The sequence below is a fragment of the Pseudomonas helleri genome, from assembly GCF_045830615.1.
Classification (GTDB): domain Bacteria; phylum Pseudomonadota; class Gammaproteobacteria; order Pseudomonadales; family Pseudomonadaceae; genus Aquipseudomonas; species Aquipseudomonas helleri.
Genome location: NZ_CP174501.1, coordinates 3,254,257 through 3,272,788, shown reverse-complemented (window position 1 = coordinate 3,272,788; position 18,532 = coordinate 3,254,257). Strand labels below are relative to the sequence as shown.

The 18,532-nt window shown below is 59.7% G+C and carries 14 protein-coding genes and 1 pseudogene; 8 read left to right on the top strand and 7 right to left on the bottom strand.

Annotated features, from left to right (window positions below):
- Positions 1 to 7 precede the first annotated feature (7 nt).
- The 4 genes and pseudogenes from ACJJU9_RS14495 to ACJJU9_RS14480 form a co-directional block, all read right to left on the bottom strand.
- Positions 8 to 1,726, bottom strand: a complete 1,719-nt coding sequence (locus tag ACJJU9_RS14495) for an urease subunit alpha (RefSeq protein ID WP_153326474.1) — start codon at positions 1,724 to 1,726, stop codon at positions 8 to 10.
- A gap of 191 nt (positions 1,727 to 1,917) precedes the next feature.
- Positions 1,918 to 2,208, bottom strand: a pseudogene (locus ACJJU9_RS14490) (urease subunit beta); the annotation flags it as partial.
- A 171-nt stretch (positions 2,209 to 2,379) separates the two neighbouring features.
- A complete protein-coding gene (locus ACJJU9_RS14485) occupies positions 2,380 to 2,682 on the bottom strand; it encodes an urease subunit gamma (RefSeq protein ID WP_048369202.1) in 303 nt (100 codons plus the stop codon).
- Positions 2,683 to 3,177: 495 nt separating this feature from the next.
- Positions 3,178 to 4,254, bottom strand: coding sequence for an FUSC family protein (locus ACJJU9_RS14480; protein WP_407728829.1), 1,077 nt, complete (start codon positions 4,252 to 4,254; stop codon positions 3,178 to 3,180).
- Positions 4,255 to 4,427: 173 nt separating this feature from the next.
- On the opposite strand from ACJJU9_RS14480, the gene ACJJU9_RS14475 reads away from it, so the two are divergent.
- Positions 4,428 to 5,831: an FAD-binding oxidoreductase gene (locus tag ACJJU9_RS14475; protein ID WP_048369201.1), complete on the top strand. Its 1,404-nt coding sequence runs from the start codon at positions 4,428 to 4,430 to the stop codon at positions 5,829 to 5,831.
- Positions 5,832 to 5,866: 35 nt separating this feature from the next.
- Positions 5,867 to 6,820: a LysR substrate-binding domain-containing protein gene (locus ACJJU9_RS14470; protein ID WP_407728828.1), complete on the top strand. Its 954-nt coding sequence runs from the start codon at positions 5,867 to 5,869 to the stop codon at positions 6,818 to 6,820.
- A 4-nt stretch (positions 6,821 to 6,824) separates the two neighbouring features.
- On the opposite strand, the gene ACJJU9_RS14465 is transcribed toward ACJJU9_RS14470, so the two are convergent.
- Both ACJJU9_RS14465 and ACJJU9_RS14460 read right to left on the bottom strand, forming a co-directional pair.
- Entirely contained in the window at positions 6,825 to 8,168 is a 1,344-nt protein-coding gene (locus ACJJU9_RS14465) for an MFS transporter (RefSeq protein WP_407728827.1), read from the bottom strand.
- A gap of 211 nt (positions 8,169 to 8,379) precedes the next feature.
- Positions 8,380 to 9,792, bottom strand: a complete 1,413-nt coding sequence (locus ACJJU9_RS14460) for a PLP-dependent aminotransferase family protein (protein WP_407728826.1) — start codon at positions 9,790 to 9,792, stop codon at positions 8,380 to 8,382.
- Positions 9,793 to 9,945: 153 nt separating this feature from the next.
- Here ACJJU9_RS14460 and ACJJU9_RS14455 point away from each other — a divergent pair, with 153 nt between their 5' ends.
- Positions 9,946 to 10,719, top strand: coding sequence for a class II aldolase/adducin family protein (locus ACJJU9_RS14455; RefSeq protein WP_048387562.1), 774 nt, complete (start codon positions 9,946 to 9,948; stop codon positions 10,717 to 10,719).
- A 143-nt stretch (positions 10,720 to 10,862) separates the two neighbouring features.
- Entirely contained in the window at positions 10,863 to 11,897 is a 1,035-nt protein-coding gene (locus tag ACJJU9_RS14450; RefSeq protein WP_407728825.1) for an ABC transporter substrate-binding protein, read from the top strand.
- Positions 11,898 to 11,952: 55 nt separating this feature from the next.
- On the opposite strand, the gene ACJJU9_RS14445 is transcribed toward ACJJU9_RS14450, so the two are convergent.
- Positions 11,953 to 12,738, bottom strand: a complete 786-nt coding sequence (locus ACJJU9_RS14445; RefSeq protein ID WP_407728824.1) for an SDR family NAD(P)-dependent oxidoreductase — start codon at positions 12,736 to 12,738, stop codon at positions 11,953 to 11,955.
- A 379-nt stretch (positions 12,739 to 13,117) separates the two neighbouring features.
- Here ACJJU9_RS14445 and ACJJU9_RS14440 point away from each other — a divergent pair, with 379 nt between their 5' ends.
- The 4 genes from ACJJU9_RS14440 to ACJJU9_RS14425 all read left to right on the top strand — a co-directional run bounded on the left by ACJJU9_RS14440 (position 13,118) and on the right by ACJJU9_RS14425 (position 18,217).
- A complete protein-coding gene (locus tag ACJJU9_RS14440; protein WP_407728823.1) occupies positions 13,118 to 14,026 on the top strand; it encodes a LysR family transcriptional regulator in 909 nt (302 codons plus the stop codon).
- A gap of 155 nt (positions 14,027 to 14,181) precedes the next feature.
- The gene (locus tag ACJJU9_RS14435; protein WP_407728822.1) at positions 14,182 to 15,729 is read left to right on the top strand and encodes an MFS transporter; all 1,548 of its coding nucleotides are present in this window, start codon (positions 14,182 to 14,184) and stop codon (positions 15,727 to 15,729) included.
- Complete coding sequence (locus tag ACJJU9_RS14430; RefSeq protein WP_048387426.1) at positions 15,726 to 16,790, top strand: HlyD family secretion protein; 1,065 nt, start codon at positions 15,726 to 15,728, stop codon at positions 16,788 to 16,790. Before ACJJU9_RS14435 ends, ACJJU9_RS14430 begins: the two co-directional genes overlap by 4 nt.
- Entirely contained in the window at positions 16,787 to 18,217 is a 1,431-nt protein-coding gene (locus tag ACJJU9_RS14425) for an efflux transporter outer membrane subunit (RefSeq protein WP_407728821.1), read from the top strand. Before ACJJU9_RS14430 ends, ACJJU9_RS14425 begins: the two co-directional genes overlap by 4 nt.
- The last annotated feature ends 315 nt before the right edge of the window (positions 18,218 to 18,532 follow it).

The following is an 18,532-nucleotide window of genomic DNA, read 5'->3' as shown; positions in this document are numbered from 1 at the left end:
GTTTGGCTTAGCCGAAGAAGTAGCGCTGGTTCATGGCGGCCACGTCGATGGGTTTGCACGTGGCGTGCACGCCGTCGACCTTGACCTCGAAGGTTTCCGGATTCACTTCGATTTTTGGCGTCTGGTCGTTACGCACCAGGTCTTTTTTGGAGATGGTGCGGCAGTTGCGTATGGCCATGACCTGGCGGTCCAGCCCGGCTTTTTCTTTTACCCCGTCCTCCAGCGCGGCTTGCGACACAAAGGTCACGCAGGTGTCCTGCAGGGTTTTGCCGAAGGCGCCGAACATGGGGCGGTAGTACACCGGTTGCGGCGTGGGCAGGGAGGCGTTGGGGTCGCCCATGGCGGCCCAGTTGATCATCCCGCCCTTGATCACCATTTTTGGCTTGGCCCCGAAGAACCGTGGGTCCCAGAGCACCAGATCGGCCATTTTGCCGACTTCGACCGAGCCCAGAACATGGCTCACACCCTGGGCAATGGCCGGGTTGATGGTGATTTTCGCGACGTAGCGCAGCACCCGGAAGTTGTCGTTATCCGGGCTGTCTTCCGGTAGTTTGCCGCGAGAGGCTTTCATCGCGTGGGCGGTTTGCATCACCCGCAGCCAGTTTTCCCCGACCCGGCCCATGGCCTGAGAGTCGCTGGAAAACATCGAAATCACGCCCATGTCCTGCAGCACGTTTTCGGCAGCGATGGTTTCCGGGCGCACCCGGCTTTCTGCAAACGACACGTCGGCGGGCACGTTGGGGTTAAGGTTGTGGCACACCATGATCATGTCGAACAGCTCTGCCTGGCTGTTGACACCATAGGGCAGGGTCGGGTTGGTCGAACTCGGCAGCACGTTGAGCTGGCTGGCCACGCGGATAATGTCCGGGGCGTGGCCGCCACCTGCACCTTCGGTATGGAAGGTGTGAATGGTGCGGCCTTCAAAGGCATCAATGGTGTCTTCGACGTAGCCGCCTTCGTTCAGGCTGTCGGTGTGGACCGAGACCTGCACGTCCATTTCATCGGCAATGCGCAGCGAGTGGCGCAGGGCGTTGGAAGTGGCGCCCCAGTCTTCGTGGACCTTGAGGCCCGCGACCCCGGCAATGATTTGCTCGGCCAGCGGGGCGTGGGCATAAGAGTTGCCTTTGCCCAGCAAACCGACGTTGATCGGCAGGCCTTCAATGGCCCGCAGCATCTTGCGGATGTTCCACGGACCGGGGGTTACGGTGGTGCCGTTGGTGCCATCTGTGGGGCCAATGCCGCCGCCGAAGAAAGTGGTAATGCCATTGGACAGGCCGTGGTAGGCCTGTTGCGGCGAGATCAGGTGAATATGCGTGTCGATCCCGGCAGCGGTGAGGATCAAGTGCTCGCCCGAGATGGCATCGGTGCTGACGCCGACCACCATGTCTGTGCTGATGCCGGACATCACGTCCGGGTTGCCGCTTTTGCCGATGCCGCAAATCTTGCCGTCACGAATACCGACGTCGGCTTTGATCACGCCCTGAATCGGGTCAATGATGGTGACGTTGGTGATCACCAGGTCCAGCACGCCGTTGTCGCGGGTCAGGTGGTTGTTGTGACCCATGCCGTCGCGCAGGGATTTACCCCCTCCGTAGACCGATTCTTCGCCGTAACCGCGCAGGTCCTTTTCGATTTCGACGAACAGGTTGGTATCGCCCAGGCGGATTTTGTCGCCGGTGGTGGGGCCAAACAGGCCTGCGTATTCTTTGCGTGAAATGGTGGGCATCGGTGGCTCCTTGCTAATGCCGCGCTGGCGCTGAGGGCGTCACTGCGCAGGTGCAAAAAAAGTGAGTGCATGAGGGGCTGAGCGGTCTACGGGTCGGTCTTGGAAAACTTGAAACCCAGCTCGGTGGCAAGTTGTATGGCTTGCAGTTTTTCCGCGCGCTCATGCAGGGCGATGGTGTTGTCTGGCGCCCAGCCATCGACCAGGTTGTTGAAGCCGTAGACGGTTTGTTTGCCACCGTAAGGGATCAGTGACACTTCAATTTCATCGCCCGGCTCAAAGCGGATCGCCGTGGTCGAAGTGATGTTCAGACGTTTGCCAAAGGCGGCAGCCCGGTCGAATTCCAGTGCGCGGTTCACTTCAAAAAAGTGGTAATGCGAGCCGATCTGAATCGGGCGGTCGCCGGTGTTGCGCACTTTGATCTGGGTCACCGGGCGGTCTTCGTTGAAGGTGATCGGTGTGCTGGCGTAGACAATGCCGCCCAGCGGTACATCGTCCTCTTGGCCTTTGGGCACGCCACCGGGGTCTTTGGCGTTGGGGATGCTGTGCTCAGGATGCGTGTCCTGGTGCGGGCTGGCGGGTGCGGCAGTTTTTTTGCGGGTCATGACGGGCTCCTCAAAACAGGGCTGTGTGCGTTGAGCGATCAAGCCAGGCCGTTATTTGATCGGGTCGTGAACGGTCACCAGACGGCTGCCGTCGGTAAAAATCGCCTCAACCTGAACGTTCGGAATCAGCTCGCTGACGCCTTCCATCACATCGTCTTTGGTCAGCACTTTGCTGGCTTCTGTCATGACGTCTTCAACCGACTTGCCGTCCCGGGCGCCTTCCAGGGCCGTGACGGTGATGATTGAAACGGCCTCCGGGTAGTTCAGCTTCAAGCCGCGCGCCTTGCGGCGCAGCGCCACGTCCGAGAGGGTGTAAACCATGAGTTTGTCGATCTCTCTGGGGGTGAGTTGCATAAGCCCTCCTGTCTACAGTGCGGTAAAAATGAGTGTTCGGCGTGTGGGGCAGGGCATGAACCTGCGCCCACACAAAAAGGCCGGTAACGGGCTGAGCCGTTCAGGCGTGGTGACAATAAATGAGGGTTTTACAGGGGCTGCCCACCCCGATTGACGGGCCGTAGGCACGTAATACCCGATGCAGGTGTGTTTCATCGGCTCGACCGTTCAAATCCATTGCGGTGGGGGCGATCTGAGCCTAGACCATATTTTTGGGGGGGTTAGCGCAAGAGCAATTATTTGGGCACAGGGGTTGCCAGAGCGTGTTGGCAGGGAGTGTTTTTTGTTCTTAATTTTTTAATTAAAAACAATTAGTTATTTATCTATTCATGACTTTTTTTGAGCGTTTATCGTGAATTTGCGTTGTTATAAAAAATCACAAGAAGGTAAAAAATCTTAGTTTTAAGTAGGGTAATTCCTACCTAATAAGTAGGAATTGTCTTTAGTTTTTTGCGCTCAACTTCGATGAGCAGCTACGTGTCCTCGATAGAGCGCGGCATGCAATTGATCATTCAGTTCGGTCAACTGCTGGAGCATTTGCAGGCTCAGCCAGACATAGGCGTAGAACGGGGTTTCGACACTTTTGCTGTTGGCGACTTGCAGGGCCAGGTCCTTGAGGTCACGAGTGGTTTGACGCAACTGGTCGCTGATGTCGTTGTTGCCAATGCCCATGCACAACGTGTTTTGCAGCGACTGCAAGGCTTGGGGGATCAACTGCCGAACCTCACGCAACACTGGTTGGTCTTCAATCAGCGTGTGGCTTTGGGCAGACGACCAGTAGGCATCGATCATCAGCGTCAGCGTCGACAGCAGATTCCGGTGCAGCGTTTGCAACCCGTGTAAAACCGCAGGCTTGAGCTTGCTTTCACTGCTGGCCGGGACGATGTAGTTTCGCAGTTTAAGGATGGTGTCTAGCTCATCCTTTAGCTGTTCTTCCAGTTGCGGCCGCTCAAGGGTCTTCTGCGAAAAGCAGGTTTCGTACAGATGCTTGAGTTTGCCCAGGCTCTGGCTGAAGGTGATGCGCCAGTCGGTGTAGGCGCGCTGCGGGTAGATGCTCGAATAGAGCATCGCTAGCACGGAGCCGGTCAACACATACAGGCTGCGCAGAAGGGCAGACTCCATGTCATTGGGCGGTGAGCAACTGACCACGGCCAGGGTTGAACCGATGAGCAAGGCCATGTACGGGTGCTTGCCGAGGGTCAGGTAGCCGGCTACAAACATCACCACCGCGCACCACAGCAGCATTGCCGGGAATGAATAGATCTCCAGAAACAGCGCGATCAGCCCGGATAATGCGCCGATCACCGTCCCGCCAGTACGTTGCAGCGCCCTTGAGAACACGTTGCCCCAATACGGCTGCGGCCCCATTACGATCAGCAGGGTGATGAGGATCCACACGGCCCCGTCGAGCCTGAAATAACGGATCACGGTGTAGGTGATGAGAAACGCCAGGCTGATGCGCAGGGCGTGGATCCAGCGGTAGTACCGGTAGGTCAGCTGTTCCAGGTTGGAGATCTTTTTACCCAATTGCATAGAGAGCCCCACGACGACGAAGGATCGGGCAGCCAGCGTAGTTCAGGCTGGCGCGATTGACCATGTGCCATGCTTTAAGCAGATAGTACCCTCTGTATTTGGAATGGCGAGGAGGGCGGCCGCTGCGTTTAAGATGCTCGCGTGGTGCCAAAAAAATAATCGAGGATGGCCTGATGAACGCAATTCCAACGCTGCTGAACCGCAAGCCCTTGCCCGAGTCTTTATTGCTCGCACTGGGGCAACTTTTGGGCACACGGCTGTCGACGTCGGCCAGTGTGCGCGAGCACCACGGCAGCGATATTTCGTCGTTGGGCCCGGTCCCGCCGGATGCGGTTGCGTTTGTCGAGAGCCTTGAGGAGATCATTAGCGTCTCGAGCCTGTGCCACGCCCACGATGTGCCGATGATTCCTTACGGCAGCGGCACCTCACTTGAGGGCTGGCTGCAGGCGGTGCAGGGCGGGGTGTGCATCGATGTGTCGGGCATGAACCAGATTATCCAGATCCGCCCGGACGACATGGACGTGACGGTGCAGCCGGGTGTCACGCGCAAACAATTGAACGCCGCTTTGCACGGCACCGGTTTGTTTTTTCCGATTGATCCGGGGGCCGATGCGTCGTTGGGCGGCATGGCCTCGACCCGGGCGTCGGGCACCAACGCTGTGCGTTACGGCACCATGCGCGAGAACGTGCTGGGCATGACCGCGGTGCTGGCAGACGGTCGAGTGATCCAGACCGGCGGCCGGGCCCGCAAGTCTTCGGCCGGGTATGACCTGACGCACTTGCTGGTGGGTTCGGGCGGTACGTTGGCGACCTTCGCCGAGTTGACGGTTAAATTGCACCCCTTGCCTGAAGCCGTGTCGGCGGCCATTTGCACGTTCCCTTCTGTGGATCAAGCCGTGCAGGCGGTGATCCAGACCATTCAGTTGGGCGTGCCGATTGCCCGCATCGAGCTGATCGATGCGCTGACCGTGCGGGCGATCAACGCTTACAGCAAGACTTCACTGCGTGAAGCGCCGTCCTTGTTCTTTGAATTGCATGGCTCGGAGTCCGGGGTTAAAGAGCAGATTGAAACCGTGCGCCTGGTGGCTGATGAACACGGCGGCCAGGACTTTGAATGGGCGGTCAACCCTGAAGACCGTACCCGGCTGTGGCAAGCGCGGCACGATGCCTACTTTGCTTCGGTGGCGTTGCGTCCTGGCTGCCGATCCTTGACCACCGACTCGGTGGTACCGATTTCGCGCCTGGCCGAGTGCATTGAAGCGACCGCCGCAGACCTTGAAGAAAATGGCCTGCTGGCGCCGATTTTTGGCCATGTGGGCGATGGCAATTTCCACGCCCTGATCCTCGTCGATCCCGACAATGCCGACGAAGTGGCTCGCGCCGAAGCGGTGGCGCACCGCCTGGCCGAGCGGGCCATTGCTTACGAAGGCAGTTGCACCGGCGAGCACGGCATTGGCTTGACCAAGCGGGACTACATGGCGGTCGAGCATGGCCAGAATGCGGTGGATGTCATGCGTTCAATCAAGCACGCGCTAGACCCCAAAGGCTTGATGAACCCCGGCAAGATTTTTGGCTGACGCCTGGGCACCTCAAGGGCTGTAGAATCGCCAGCATGGAAATTCGACAGCTCAAATATTTTGTGGCGATTATTGACTGCGGCAGCCTCTCGGGGGCTGCCCGCGAAGTCTTTGTGGCCCAATCGGCCCTGAGTAAACAGGTCCTGGAACTCGAAAAAGAACTCGGGGTGCAGTTGTTGCACCGCAGCCGCAACGGCGTCAGCGCGACGGATCCGGGCAAAGTCTTCTACGAGTACGCCCAAGGCATTCTCAAGCATCTACAGGACGCCCGCGTGGCGGTCCTTGACTCGGCGCAAACCCTCAGCGGCTCGGTGGTGGTGGCCTTGCCGCAGAGCGTCGCCAGCCCGCTGGCCTTGCCATTGCTGCGTGCGGTGGCGGCGCGTTATCCGCATATCAGCCTGAACCTCAATGAAGAACTGACCGGCAATCTGTTTGAGCAACTGCTGTACGGGCGCATTGACCTGGCGTTGTTTACCGATGTCGGCTTGCCTGCCGAAATCGCCTTCAGCCCGCTGCTGCAAGAGGACTTTTACTGGCTCAGCGCGGCGACCGACCCACAGCCTCCGGGCACCGGCGCCCTCACGCTTGAGCAGGCACTGGCGCGCCCGCTGGTGTGGCCGGGGCTGGCCCACGGGCATTGCACGCGGGCGCTGGTTGAGTCTGCGCTGGCCAAACAGGGTGCGTTCGTTGAGTCGGTGGCCCTGGAGGTCAACTCGGTGCACATTCTTAAAAGTGCGGTGGAGGCGGGGATTGGGCCGACCATCATGCCGCTCAACCTGGCCCGCCGCGAAGTCGACGAAGGTCGGTTGATTGCGCGGCGCATAGACTGCCCCGGGTTGAATCGGCGTGTAGGGTTGTGCGTGTCGACGCGCATGCCATCGACCCCGGCGCGGCAGGCCGTGGCTGACCTGATACGTCAGGTGGTCAGCGACATGTGCCTGCAGGATCAATGGCCCGGCAGCCATGTACTGACCGCCGGGCCCGCCTGAGCGGTCAGGGCTGCTGTGGCAGCGGGTTGGCCGGGGCCAGCCCGCTGATACCGGCTTTGACCTTGGGCACACAGAGGCCCAATACGCCGCCCAGCACCAGCACCGCCGCCATCATGTACATCGAGGCTTGGGTGCTGCCGGTGACTTGGGTGATCCAGCCGACCACGATGGTGGCAAAGAATCCGGCGACGTTGCCCATGGAGTTGATCAGCGCGATACCTGCCGCTGCGGCAGCCCCGCCGACCACTGCGGTGGGCATGCTCCAGAACACCGGCAGGCTGCTGACCATGGCCGCGGTGCCAATGGTCAAACCGATCATGCCGAGCAGCAGATTGCCGCCGAACAGTGTGCCAAACAGCACCCCGGCGGCGCCCAGGGTGGCGCAGATTGCCAAGTGCCAGCGGTACTCACGATGGCGGTCTGAGCTGCGCCCCACCAGCACCATGACCACCGCTGCTGCGGTGAACGGAATCGCCGAGAGCATGCCGATCACCCACGGTTGCTCGATGCCGCTGTTGCGGATAATGGTCGGCATCCAGAAGCTGATGATGTACTGGCCCATGACCAGGCAAAAATACACGCCGCCCAGCAGCCATATTTTCGGGTTGAGCAACCCTTCGCGTATCGAGTGTCCTTGCTTGCCTTGGTTGTCACGCTCGATGGCGGCCTGCATGCCTTGTTTTTCCTCGGCCGTCAGCCACTTGGCATCGGCGATGCGGTCATGCAACAGATAAAACACCGCCATGCCCAGCGCCACCGCCGGCAAGCCTTCGATAACAAACAGCCATTGCCAACCTGCGAAACCCGCCACGCCATGCATGTACTGCATGATGAAACCGGAAATCAGTGAGCCCAGCATGTTGGAAATCGGCAAGGCCGAGATAAACAACGCCACCATCACGCCCCGACGATGGCCCGGGAACCAGGTGGTGAGGTAAAAAATAATCCCCGGGAAGAACCCGGCTTCAGCCACGCCGATCAAAAAACGCAGGGTGTAAAAGCTCCACGGTGTTTGCACAAACATCATTGCCGCCGAGAGCAACCCCCAGGTGACCATAATCCGTGCGATCCAGCGGCGCGCGCCGTAACGGTGCAGGGCGATGTTGCTCGGGACTTCAAACATCAGGTAACCGATGAAGAAAATCCCGGCGCCCAAGCCGTACACCGCCTCACTGAATTTAAGGTCATCGAGCATCTGCAATTTGGCAAAGCCGACGTTGACCCGGTCCAGGTATGCGACGAGAAAACACACCATCAGCAGCGGCATGACACGCCAAGCCGTTCTGCGATAAGCCGAATCCAGATGCTGATCAATGCGCTCGGGGTGAGGCGAAGATGAAGGAGTCATGAGTAGCCCTTTTTGTTATAGCGCGCCTGAACACGGGCGTGGCCAGGCATCCTTTTTAGGCCGTGCAGAACATAACGTTTACGTAAACGCCAGCAGGGCAACCCAGACTCTAGAGTCGATGGACGATTCATACAATCGTCAGAACGTTTTTTGTAGGACAAAAAAACCCGAATACCCTGTAGGAGCGAGCTTGCCTCGCGATCTTTTGATCTTAGAGGCGCTCTATCTCCCGCTCCAACAGCCGGTAAATGCGCTCATCCAGGGAATGCGCCACATTGAATCGCATCCACGGAACGATCTGAGCGTTGGGCATGAATAACTGGCCGGGGGCGAGCAGGATTTTTTCGTCGCGGGCTTTGGTTGCCAGCGCGGTGGAGTCTTCGATCAAGGGATGACGGGCCCACAGAAACATCCCGGCATGGGGTTTGACGAACAGCTCCATGCCCACGCCTTCCAGTAACCGCGCGACGGTTTCGTGGGCGTCGGCGAGGTTGCTCTGTAACTGTTTGACGTGTTTGCGGTGGCGGCCCTGTAGCAATACCGTCAGGGCCAGTTCTTCGGTCAGCTCCGAGGTGGTGAGGCCGCTGACCAGCTTGAGCGGCACCAATTCGTCGATCAGTTCCTGGTGTGCCGCTACAAACCCGACCCGCAATGCCGGGGCAATGGTTTTCGAAAAGCTGCCGATGTAGATCACCCGCGACAGCTGATCCATGCCCGCCAGCGCTTGCTGGCCGGTGGTGTCGAGGTCGGCGTAAATGTCATTTTCGACAATCAGGAAGTCGTACTTTTCAGCCAGTTGCAGCACCCGATGTGCCACCGCCAGCGACAGGCTGGTGCCGGTCGGGCAGTGCAGGCGAGTGTTGGTGAAAAACACTTTGGGCCGATGCTGGATAATCAGCGCTTCAAGCACCTCAAGGTTAAAGCCATCGAGGGTGCGCGGCACACCCAGCAGTTTGGCCCCTTGCAAACGCAAGTTGAGGAACAGGTTGTGATAGCCCGGTTCGTCGACCAGCACGCTGTCACCGCGTTGCACCAGATAACGCGTGACCAGGTCCAGCGCATGGCTGCCGCCGCTGGTCAGCATGATCTGTTCAGGGTGCGCAGCGATTCGCGTGTCTGCCAGTTTTTCGGCAAGTTTAGCGCGCAGCCGCGGCGAACCTTTGGCCTGCCCGTAACCGGAAAAACTGCCGGGCTCGCTGCGCGCCAAAGTGCGCAGGCCGCGTTGCAGGCCGTCGTGGTCTGTCCACTGCTCGGGCAGCAGGCCGATGCCCGGGCGTAATTCCATGCCCATGGGCTGGAAGACTTTTTGCAGCAGCAGGTGCGCGTCAAAGTCGAACTCAGTGTCTTCCTCGTGGGTCACTGGCACGGGGTCGGGGCGCGGGTTGCCGGGGCTGCTGCGCACATAGAAACCGGCATTGCGCACCGGCGTCAGATGACCGAGCGCTACCAGGCGGTCGTAGGCTTCGACAGCAGTAAAGTGGCTGACCTTGTGGGTCTGTGCGAATTTGCGGATCGAAGGCAGTTTGCTGCCGGATTTCAGCCGGTGTTCTTTGATCGCCAGGCTGATCCCCGAAACGATCTGGTTGACCAGTGACTCCTCGGAGTCGGGATCCAAAAACATCATAAACATCCGTCCAGGCTCGAAGGGCTGCGGTGTGTGTACCGGTAAAAAGACCATAACAGTAATGCGCCAGCAGCAGGTTTTCTGTGCATGGTCGCCGCTGGCGTGCGGGGGCAAGCTTATGCCATTGCCACCTCAATCGAACAAGGACCCGCGATGCACGACACGCCTTTTCAATTCGACCGCAGCCTGATTTCCGATGACGAGTGGAAAACCCGTTGCGACCTGGCAGCACTGTACCGGCTGGTGGCGCATTTTCGAATGACCGATCTGATCGACACGCACATTTCGGCTCGGGTGCCTGGTGAGGAAGGGCACTTCTTGATCAACCGCTACGGGGTGTTGTTCCATGAAATGCGCGCGTCCGATCTGGTCAAGATCGACTACGACGGCAATACCGTCGATGCCCATCACGGCCCTGACAGCGTCAACCGTGCGGGTTTCAACATCCATTCAGCGATTCATGCTGCACGGCATGACATCAGTTGCATCGTGCATACCCACACCTCGGCAGGCATCGCGGTGTCCGCGCAAGAAGACGGCTTGTTGCCGATCAGCCAGCACGCGCTGAAGTTCTATCGGCGTCTGGGTTACCACGACTACGAGGGCATCGCTCTCAACCCGGATGAGCGCCAGCGCCTGGTGCGCGACCTGGGTCCGCACATGGTGATGATTTTGCGTAACCACGGTTTGCTCGCCACCGGCCGCTCGATTGCCGAGGCGTTCAATCAGATTTACTTCCTGGAGCGTGCCTGTCAGGCCCAGGTTCAAGCGCAGGCGGGCGGGGCGACGTTGCGGTTCCCCTCCGAGGCCGTGTGTGAGTTGACCGCTCAACAGTCCGATGACGAGATTGAGCATAACCTGCATCAACTGGCCTGGTCGTCTGTGCTGCGTTTGATTTCCAAAGATGAAGGAGATTACCAAAGCTGAGGGACAGCAGCGGTCAGGTCGTCACCGGCCTGACTCAACACTCGACTGGCCCCAGAGCCAGATGTGCGAAGCTGGGCGCTCGCTCAGTGAGCGCTGCCAAGCGTGATTCAACTCTGCCATAACAATTAATCCTAGAGGTAGATATGAAAAAGACAGCAATCGGAGCCTTGCTTATCGCGGCTATTTCGGCCAATGCGATGGCTAACGAAATTACCGTGATTTCGTTTGGTGGTGCCAGCAAGGACGTGCAGACCGACGCGTTCTACAAACCCTTCGCCAGCGCCAGCGGCAACAAAGTAATCGCAGGCGAGTACAACGGCGAGATGGGCCGGATCAAAGCCATGGTCGACACCAAGAGTGTCAACTGGGACGTCGTGCAGGTCGAAGCGCCGGAGCTGATTCGCGGTTGTGAAGAAGGCCTGTTTGAACCCCTCGACCAGAGCAAGCTGGGCAACCCGGCGGACTACGTGCCCGGTACGCTGTCCGAGTGTGGTGCCGGTGTGCTGGTGTGGTCGATGGCCATGGCCTACAACGGTGACAAAGTCAGCAGCGCGCCGACCGGCTGGGCCGATTTTTGGGACACCCGCAAATTTCCTGGCAAGCGCAGCCTGCGCAAAGGTGCCAAGTACTCACTTGAAGTAGCGTTGATGGCCGACGGCGTACCGTACGCCGACATCTATAAACAGCTGTCGACCAAGGAAGGCGTGGATCGCGCATTCCGCAAGCTTGATGAGATCAAGTCCGATATCCAGTGGTGGGAAGCCGGTGCGCAACCGATGCAGTTTCTGGCCAGCGGTGACGTGGTCATGACTACCGCCTTTAATGGCCGGGTATTCGCCGCTCAACAATCCGGGGCCAACCTCAAGGTGGTCTGGAATGGCAGCATCTACGCCATCGACTCGTGGGCGATCCCGACTGGCAGCAAAAACAAGGACGTGGCTGAAGACTTTATTGCCTTCACCCTCAAGCCGGAAAACCAGAAGATCCATACCAAAGAGTTGGGCTACGGCTCGGTCAACCTGAACACCGCAGCGTTGTTGGACCCGGCCTTAGCAGCACGGCTCAATACCGCGCCGGATAACCTGTCTCAGGCCATGCCGATCAATAACGAGTTCTGGGTCAACCATGGCGAAGAACTGGAACAGCGCTTCAATTCATGGATCGCCAAAACCAAGTAACCGCGGCGAATGAATGCGGCCTGCCAGCAGGCCGCATTGCGTTTGGTGCAGAGGTTCAGATAACCGGATTGCGCCCGCCGTTCACCGGCAGGATCGCGCCGACGATGTAACTGGCCCGGTCGCTGGCGAGAAACAGCGCCGCGTCGGCCACTTCCTCAGGTTTTCCGTAACGCCCCAGCGGCACGCTGGCCACGCCACGCGCCAACGCTTCTTCGGGGGAAATACTCAAGCGCTTGGCTTCCACGGCCACCGATTGTTCGACCCGGCCCGTGAGGGTATAGCCGGGGTTGATTGCATTGATCCGGATGCCCTGCGCCGCGTAGTGTTCGGCGGCGCCTACGGTGGCCAGCATCAATGCGGCGTTGGCAGCCCCGCCGGACAGGTGAGTGCTGGTCGGCACCTTGCCGCCCGAGCCGATGATATTGACGATCACGCCCTGACCGCGGGCGCGCATGCCCACCAGTACGGCTTGCTGGCTATTGATCACCGGATAGTATTTGTCCTCCATGCCCGCGCGCAGCGCCTGGCCGTCGAGGTCTTGCGGGTCATATCGTTTGGCCGCTCCGGCGCTGTTGATCAGGATGTCGACAGGGCCATGCTGCGCTTCGATATCGGCGATCACCTGCACTGCATTTTCGTAGACCGACAGGTGAGCGGCAAAACCGCTTGCCTTGATCCCGTCCTGCTCCAGGGTTGTGAGCGCAGCTTCGATGTTCTCAAGCGTTCGCGACACGATCACCACACGGGCCTGTTCCTGGCCGAATGCGCGAGCGCAGGCCAGGCCGATGCCCTTGCTGCCGCCGGTAATGACCACAAGTTTTCCACGCAGATTGAGATTCATGCCAGGGTTCCTGTCAGTGGGTTAAACGAGTGAGCATCATAGACCTGATGATGAGCCGGTTTGTAGTCGCGGCCCACGTATGAGGCAGCGATCTTTAAAGGCGTGTTTGGGGGGAGAAAGACATGGCGTCAAGCAGTGAGAAAAAAGGGCCATTACCCTCATGGGGATCCGGTAATGGCCAAGATTCTCAACCAAAGAGAGCGTCAGGCATCAACCTGACGGCGGGCAATTTACCTGTCCGGGGTTTAGTTAGCTAGCTAAGGAGCTGGGATACAGTTTTACCTTCTGCGCAATAATGGTGCGCCGTTTGCCTTCTCTAATGGGCGATGCTGTTTGATGCATCTGGCCTCTGCGGGCCTTAAACGCTAACCTTGCGGCCATGCAAATACCTGACTTGAATCTGCTGGTTGCCCTCAATATCTTGCTCGAAGAGGGCTCTGTGGCGGGCGCTGCCCGGCGCATGAACCTCAGTGCTCCGGCCATGAGCCGCACCCTGACGCGTATCCGCGAAGTGTTGAATGACCCGATTCTGGTGCGTTCCGGGCGCGGGCTGGTGCCAACCCCCAGAGCCCTGGAACTGCGCGAGCAGGTCCGCGGCGTGGTGGAGCTGGCGCACGGGGTGTTCACCCAAAGCCAGGACAGTGATTTGCGCACGCTGGAGCGCACGTTCAGCATTCGCTCCAACGATGTGTTTTTCGGTGTGTACGGCGAAGCGTTGCGTCAGCGCATGGCCCAAGAAATGCCCAAGGCGACCTTGCGGGTTGTGCCCGAGGGGTTTACCGATGATCAGGCGCTGAACGAGGGGCGTATCGACCTGACCATCTGCGCCACCAACAAGTTTTCTGCGGACATCAAGGTCCAGCGCCTGTTTACTTGTCCGTTTGTGGGGCTGGCCCGGGAAGGTCACCCCATTTTTGACCAGCCGCTCACCGTGCAACGCTTTACCGAGTTTGACCACATCAGTGTGTCCCGCCGAGGTGTTCCTCGTGGGCCGATCGATTCGATGCTGGCCGAGATGGGCCTTGAACGGCGCGTGTCCTTTACCACGCCGACTTTTTATTCAGCGATCTTTGCCCTCGCAGCTTCCGACCTGATCTTGCCGCTCATGCCGAAGATGCTAGTTAAAACCCTTGAACCCATGGGCTTGAAGCTGCGCCAGTTTGAATTGCCCATCACCCTGCAACCTGTCGAAATCAGCCAGGCCTGGCACCCGCGCCTGGACAATGACCACGCCCATCGCTGGTTGCGCCGCACCCTCAAAACCTTCTGCGATAACGCCACTGCCTGATTGTGGATTGCGTCTGACGCACTCCACAGTTAGCTATTTATCAATTTTTATAGCATTGCCGCTTGGTTAAACTTTTTGTCATCTAGTTAGAAGACGGAGTTAGCCATGTATTGGCGTTTTAAGTGTGGGCGTGATTGGGCGCCGGGAGCCTGGCGGTGACCTCGCTGGCCGCAGGCTCGGTCAGCGTCGCGCCGCCCGTTGCAGCGCCACCGGCCAGTGCCGCGTTTGGCCTGCGAATTTTTACCGGGCTGGTGGGGGTACTGCTGGCGGTGTTGGTCTCGGGTTTTAACGAGAACGTGACCAAAGTGGCGATGCCGGACATACGCGGCGCCATGGGCATCGGTTATGACGAAAGCACCTGGTTGCTGGCGGTGTATTCGGCCACGTCGATCAGCGCCATGGCCTTTGCCCCGTGGTGTGCGGCAACGTTCTCGCTGCGTCGTTTCACCTTGTGTGCGATCGGCGCGTTTTTGCTGCTGGGCATCTTGTGCCCCTTCGCCCCCAACGTTTCTGTGTTGATGTTGCTGCGGACCTTGCAAGGGTTTGCCGGGGGCGCGTTGCCGCCCATGTTGATGTCGGTGGCGTTGCGTTTTTTGCCGCCGCACATCCGCCTGTACGGGTTGGGCAGTTATGCGTTGACCGCCACCTTTGGCCCCAGCTTTGGTACGCCGTTGTCGGCCTGGTGGGTGGAATACGCCGGTTGGCAGTGGGCATTCTGGCAAGTCATTCCCCTCAGCTTACTGGCCATGGCTTGTGTGGCCTGGGGTTTGCCGCAAGACCCGCTGCGCCTGGAGCGTTTCAAGCAGTTTGACTGGCGCGGGCTGCTGCTCGGCTTGCCCGGTTTGATCATGCTGGTGCTGGGCCTTGAGCTGGGCCAGCGACTGAACTGGTTCGAGTCCGAAATGATCCGGATCTTTATCGTCGGCGGGCTGGCCTTGCTGGTGCTGTTTTTCATCAACGAATGGTCGCACCCGCTGCCGTTCTTCAAATTGCAGTTACTGAAGAACCGCAACCTCTCCAGCGCCTTGTTGACCCTGGCCGGGGTGCTGTTTGTGCTGTTGGCGGTGATCAAGATCCCGTCCAGCTACCTGGCGGAGATTCAGGGCTATCGCCCGCTGGAAACCGCGCCGGTGATGCTGATGGTGGCCTTGCCGCAGTTGATTGCGCTGCCGCTGGTGGTCGCCCTGTGCAACCTGCGCCGGGTTGATTGCCGCTGGGTGCTGGCCATCGGTCTGGGCTTGCTGGCGTTGGCCTGTGCGCTGGGTTCGCAGGTGACCTCGGTGTGGAGCCGCGAGAACTTTTACGCCTTGCAGGCGATTCAAATCATCGCTCAGCCGATGGCGGTGATCCCTTTGCTGATGCTGGCCACGGGTGGCCTCAATCCGGCTGACGGACCATTCGCTTCGGCCTGGTTCAACACCGTTAAAGGCTTCTCGGCGGTGGCGGCGGGCAGCGTGTTGCAAGTGCTGACGGTGAATCGTGAGCACTTCCACTCGATGAGCCTGGTCGATCGCCTGGGCAACTCGCCGCTGGTGTCTGCCGGTGTCGATCTGGCGCACCGGGTGCACCAGCAGGCGATGGTACTGACCTCGTCGGATTTGTACCTGTGCATGGCCGGTGTCGCGATTTTATTGGTTGTCATTATTCCTTTTGGCCCGACGCGGATTTATCCGCCGGGCACAGTGGCGGGAGCAGTTAAATGAGTACGACAAACGGGCGCAAGCCTTTGCTGATGGCTGGTGCAGGGGTACTGGCGCTGGCGGTGCTGTACGGGTTGTGGCGCGTGGTGTTTGCCAACGGCCCGGAGCAAAGTACCAATGATGCTTATGTGAGTGCCGACTTCACCCTGATCGCGCCGAAAGTCGCGGGCTTTATTGATGAAGTGCTGGTGGAAGATAACCAGCCGGTCAAAGCCGGGCAGTTGCTGGCGCGCATCGATGCGCAGGATTACCAAGCCAGTGTTATGGCCGCCCAGGCCATGGTGGCTACAGCCCAGGCCCAGCAGATGAATGCTCAGGCGATGCTTGAGCGCCAGCGTTCGCTGATCGAAGAGGCCAAGGCCACGGTCGATGCCGACCTCGCCCAGGTGGAGTTCGCCGAGCACGAATTACAACGCTATGAGCACTTGGCCGGGCAGGGTGCAGGCACTCTGCAAAACTCGCAGCAGGCGAAGAACCGTTCACAGACAGCCCGAGCACAATTGGCGCAACACCGCGCGGCACTGGAAGCCGCCCGCCAGCAAACAAGAGTGCTGGCCGCGCAACACACCGCCGCCGAGGCTTCGGTGCAGCATGCACAAGCGTTGCAGGCTCGGGCAGAACTGGAGTTGTCGTACACCCAGTTGGTGGCGCCATTTGACGGCGTGGTCGGGCGCCGCAGCGTGCGCAAAGGTGCATACGTCAAACCGGGCGACACCTTGCTCGCCGTTGTGCCGGTGGCCAAGGCCTACGTGGTGGCGAACTTTCTTGAGCATCAACTGACGCACATGAGCCCGGGGCAGCGGGTGATGGTTACGGTCGATACCTTCCCCGGCGAGCAACTGCACGGCACCGTCGACAGTATTGCCCCGGCCACGGGGGTGACGTTCTCGGCCATCGCGCCGGATAACGCTACCGGCAACTTCACCAAGGTGGTTCAGCGCATCCCGGTCAAAATCACCTTGGACTCAGACCAGCCGTTGATCCAGCAACTGCGTCTGGGCATGTCGGTGGATGCATCCGTCGACACCGCTAGCACCTCCGGGCAGCAGGTCAGCGCACGATGAACAGCAAAATAATGACCTGCGCCGTCACCTGTTTCAGCCTGCTGAGCCTTGGCGGTTGCGTAATGGGCCCTGATTTCAGGACGCCCGAGACACCGTTGGCCGCGCATTGGGCGAACACGCCAAGCCAGTCCGGGCACAGCGGGACGGTTGAGTCGCCGGTGGACATGCGCTGGTGGGACAGTTTTGGCGACGCGCAGTTATCGGCGTTGGTACGTGAAGCCCAGACGCGCAACTTCGACCTGCAAATGGCCGCCAGCCGTCTTGAGCAAAGCCGGGCCATGCGCCGTCAGGTCGCCGCCGACACGCTGCCGGCGGTAGACGGTTCGGCGGGCTACAGCCGCAGTCGCAACAGCCAGCGCGGCTTGAATGACCCGTCGGGTAAAGCGGGCAAGCAGGCGTTTAACCTGTGGAACGGCGGGCTCGGCATCAGTTGGGAAGCCGACCTGTGGGGGCGCGTGAAGCGCTCGGTGGAGGTAGCAGATGCGTCGGTGCAAATGGCTGAAGAAGACCGCCATGCCGTGCAACTGCTGGTGATCGTGCAGACCGCCCAGGATTACATTGAACTGCGCAGCACCCAGCAAGGGCTGGCGGTGGTCGAGCAGAACCTGCACATCGCCCAACGCAGTCTGGAACTGACCCGGTTGCAACTCAAGGAAGGCGTGGCGACGGATCTGGAAGTCTCTGAAGCGGCCGCCCAAGTCGCAGAAATCCAGGCGCGTCTGGCACCGTTGCAACAGCACAGCGCGCAATTGATCAACGCCCTGAGCCTGTTGCTGGCACGCGAACCGAGAGCCTTGCAGGCGCAATTGAGCACGCCAGCCAACGTACCGTCCTATACCGCGACCGTACCGATCGGCTTGCCCAGCGAACTGGCAGAACGACGTCCGGACATTCGCCGCGCGCAGGCCCAACTGCATGCAGCCACGGCCGCGATTGGCGTCGCCGAGGCGGACTTTTACCCGCGCATTACCTTGTCCGGGAGTGTGGGGTTTCAGGCGTTGCAACTGTCGGACCTGGGCAGTTGGGGTTCGCGCAGCTTTGCCTTTGGCCCGGGGCTGAGCGTGCCCTTGTTCGAGGGTGGACGCCTGAAAGGCGCGCTGCAATTACAAGAAGGCCGCCAGCAAGAAGCCGGTATTGGCTTTCAGAAAACCGTGCTGCGTGCCTGGCACGAAGTAGACGACGCGCTGGTGGCGTACCAGGCCAACCAGCGCCGCCGAGACAGCCTGCTGCAGGCGGTCGCGCACAACCAGCGGGCACTGGACAGCGTGCACCAACAGTACACACAAGGCACCGTGGACTTTCTTAACGTGCTGACCGTGCAAAACGCACTGCTGGCCAACCAAGCGGCGCTGGTCGACAGCACCGCCCAAGTTTCACTGTCGCTGGTCGACCTGTATGGCGCGCTGGGCGGAGGCTGGCAGGGCTGATAAATCGAGACCCTATCGCGAGACAGGCTCGGGCCAAGGATTTGAGGCGCATCCCGAATCCGAAGTACGAGCTTGTCTCGCGATAGGGTCTTTTTACTACCCCTCCACGTGTAGGAGCGAGCTCGCCTCGCGATCTTTTGACTTGATCTAAGAGCCCCCTCACCACGCCTCTCCCGAAGGAGAGGGAACCGATTGGGGAATGCTGAAGATACTCGCTGTCCTGTTTGCTGCGCGACAGCGCGGCGTCGTAGACGGGGCGTCAGTTCCAACAGCATTCTGCAAGACGAGTTGCAGCGTTCGTATCTGCGTGGCTGC

Excerpts from the sequence above, each read along its gene's own strand:
- ACJJU9_RS14495 (WP_153326474.1), bottom strand. The coding sequence starts at position 1,726 with ATGCCCACCATTTCACGCAAAGAATACGCAGGCCTGTTTGGCCCCACC.
- ACJJU9_RS14485 (WP_048369202.1), bottom strand. The coding sequence starts at position 2,682 with ATGCAACTCACCCCCAGAGAGATCGACAAACTCATGGTTTACACCCTC.
- ACJJU9_RS14480 (WP_407728829.1), bottom strand. The coding sequence starts at position 4,254 with ATGCAATTGGGTAAAAAGATCTCCAACCTGGAACAGCTGACCTACCGG.
- ACJJU9_RS14475 (WP_048369201.1), top strand. The coding sequence starts at position 4,428 with ATGAACGCAATTCCAACGCTGCTGAACCGCAAGCCCTTGCCCGAGTCT.
- ACJJU9_RS14470 (WP_407728828.1), top strand. The coding sequence starts at position 5,867 with ATGGAAATTCGACAGCTCAAATATTTTGTGGCGATTATTGACTGCGGC.
- ACJJU9_RS14465 (WP_407728827.1), bottom strand. The coding sequence starts at position 8,168 with ATGACTCCTTCATCTTCGCCTCACCCCGAGCGCATTGATCAGCATCTG.
- ACJJU9_RS14460 (WP_407728826.1), bottom strand. The coding sequence starts at position 9,792 with ATGATGTTTTTGGATCCCGACTCCGAGGAGTCACTGGTCAACCAGATC.
- ACJJU9_RS14455 (WP_048387562.1), top strand. The coding sequence starts at position 9,946 with ATGCACGACACGCCTTTTCAATTCGACCGCAGCCTGATTTCCGATGAC.
- ACJJU9_RS14450 (WP_407728825.1), top strand. The coding sequence starts at position 10,863 with ATGAAAAAGACAGCAATCGGAGCCTTGCTTATCGCGGCTATTTCGGCC.
- ACJJU9_RS14445 (WP_407728824.1), bottom strand. The coding sequence starts at position 12,738 with ATGAATCTCAATCTGCGTGGAAAACTTGTGGTCATTACCGGCGGCAGC.
- ACJJU9_RS14440 (WP_407728823.1), top strand. The coding sequence starts at position 13,118 with ATGCAAATACCTGACTTGAATCTGCTGGTTGCCCTCAATATCTTGCTC.
- ACJJU9_RS14430 (WP_048387426.1), top strand. The coding sequence starts at position 15,726 with ATGAGTACGACAAACGGGCGCAAGCCTTTGCTGATGGCTGGTGCAGGG.
- ACJJU9_RS14425 (WP_407728821.1), top strand. The coding sequence starts at position 16,787 with ATGAACAGCAAAATAATGACCTGCGCCGTCACCTGTTTCAGCCTGCTG.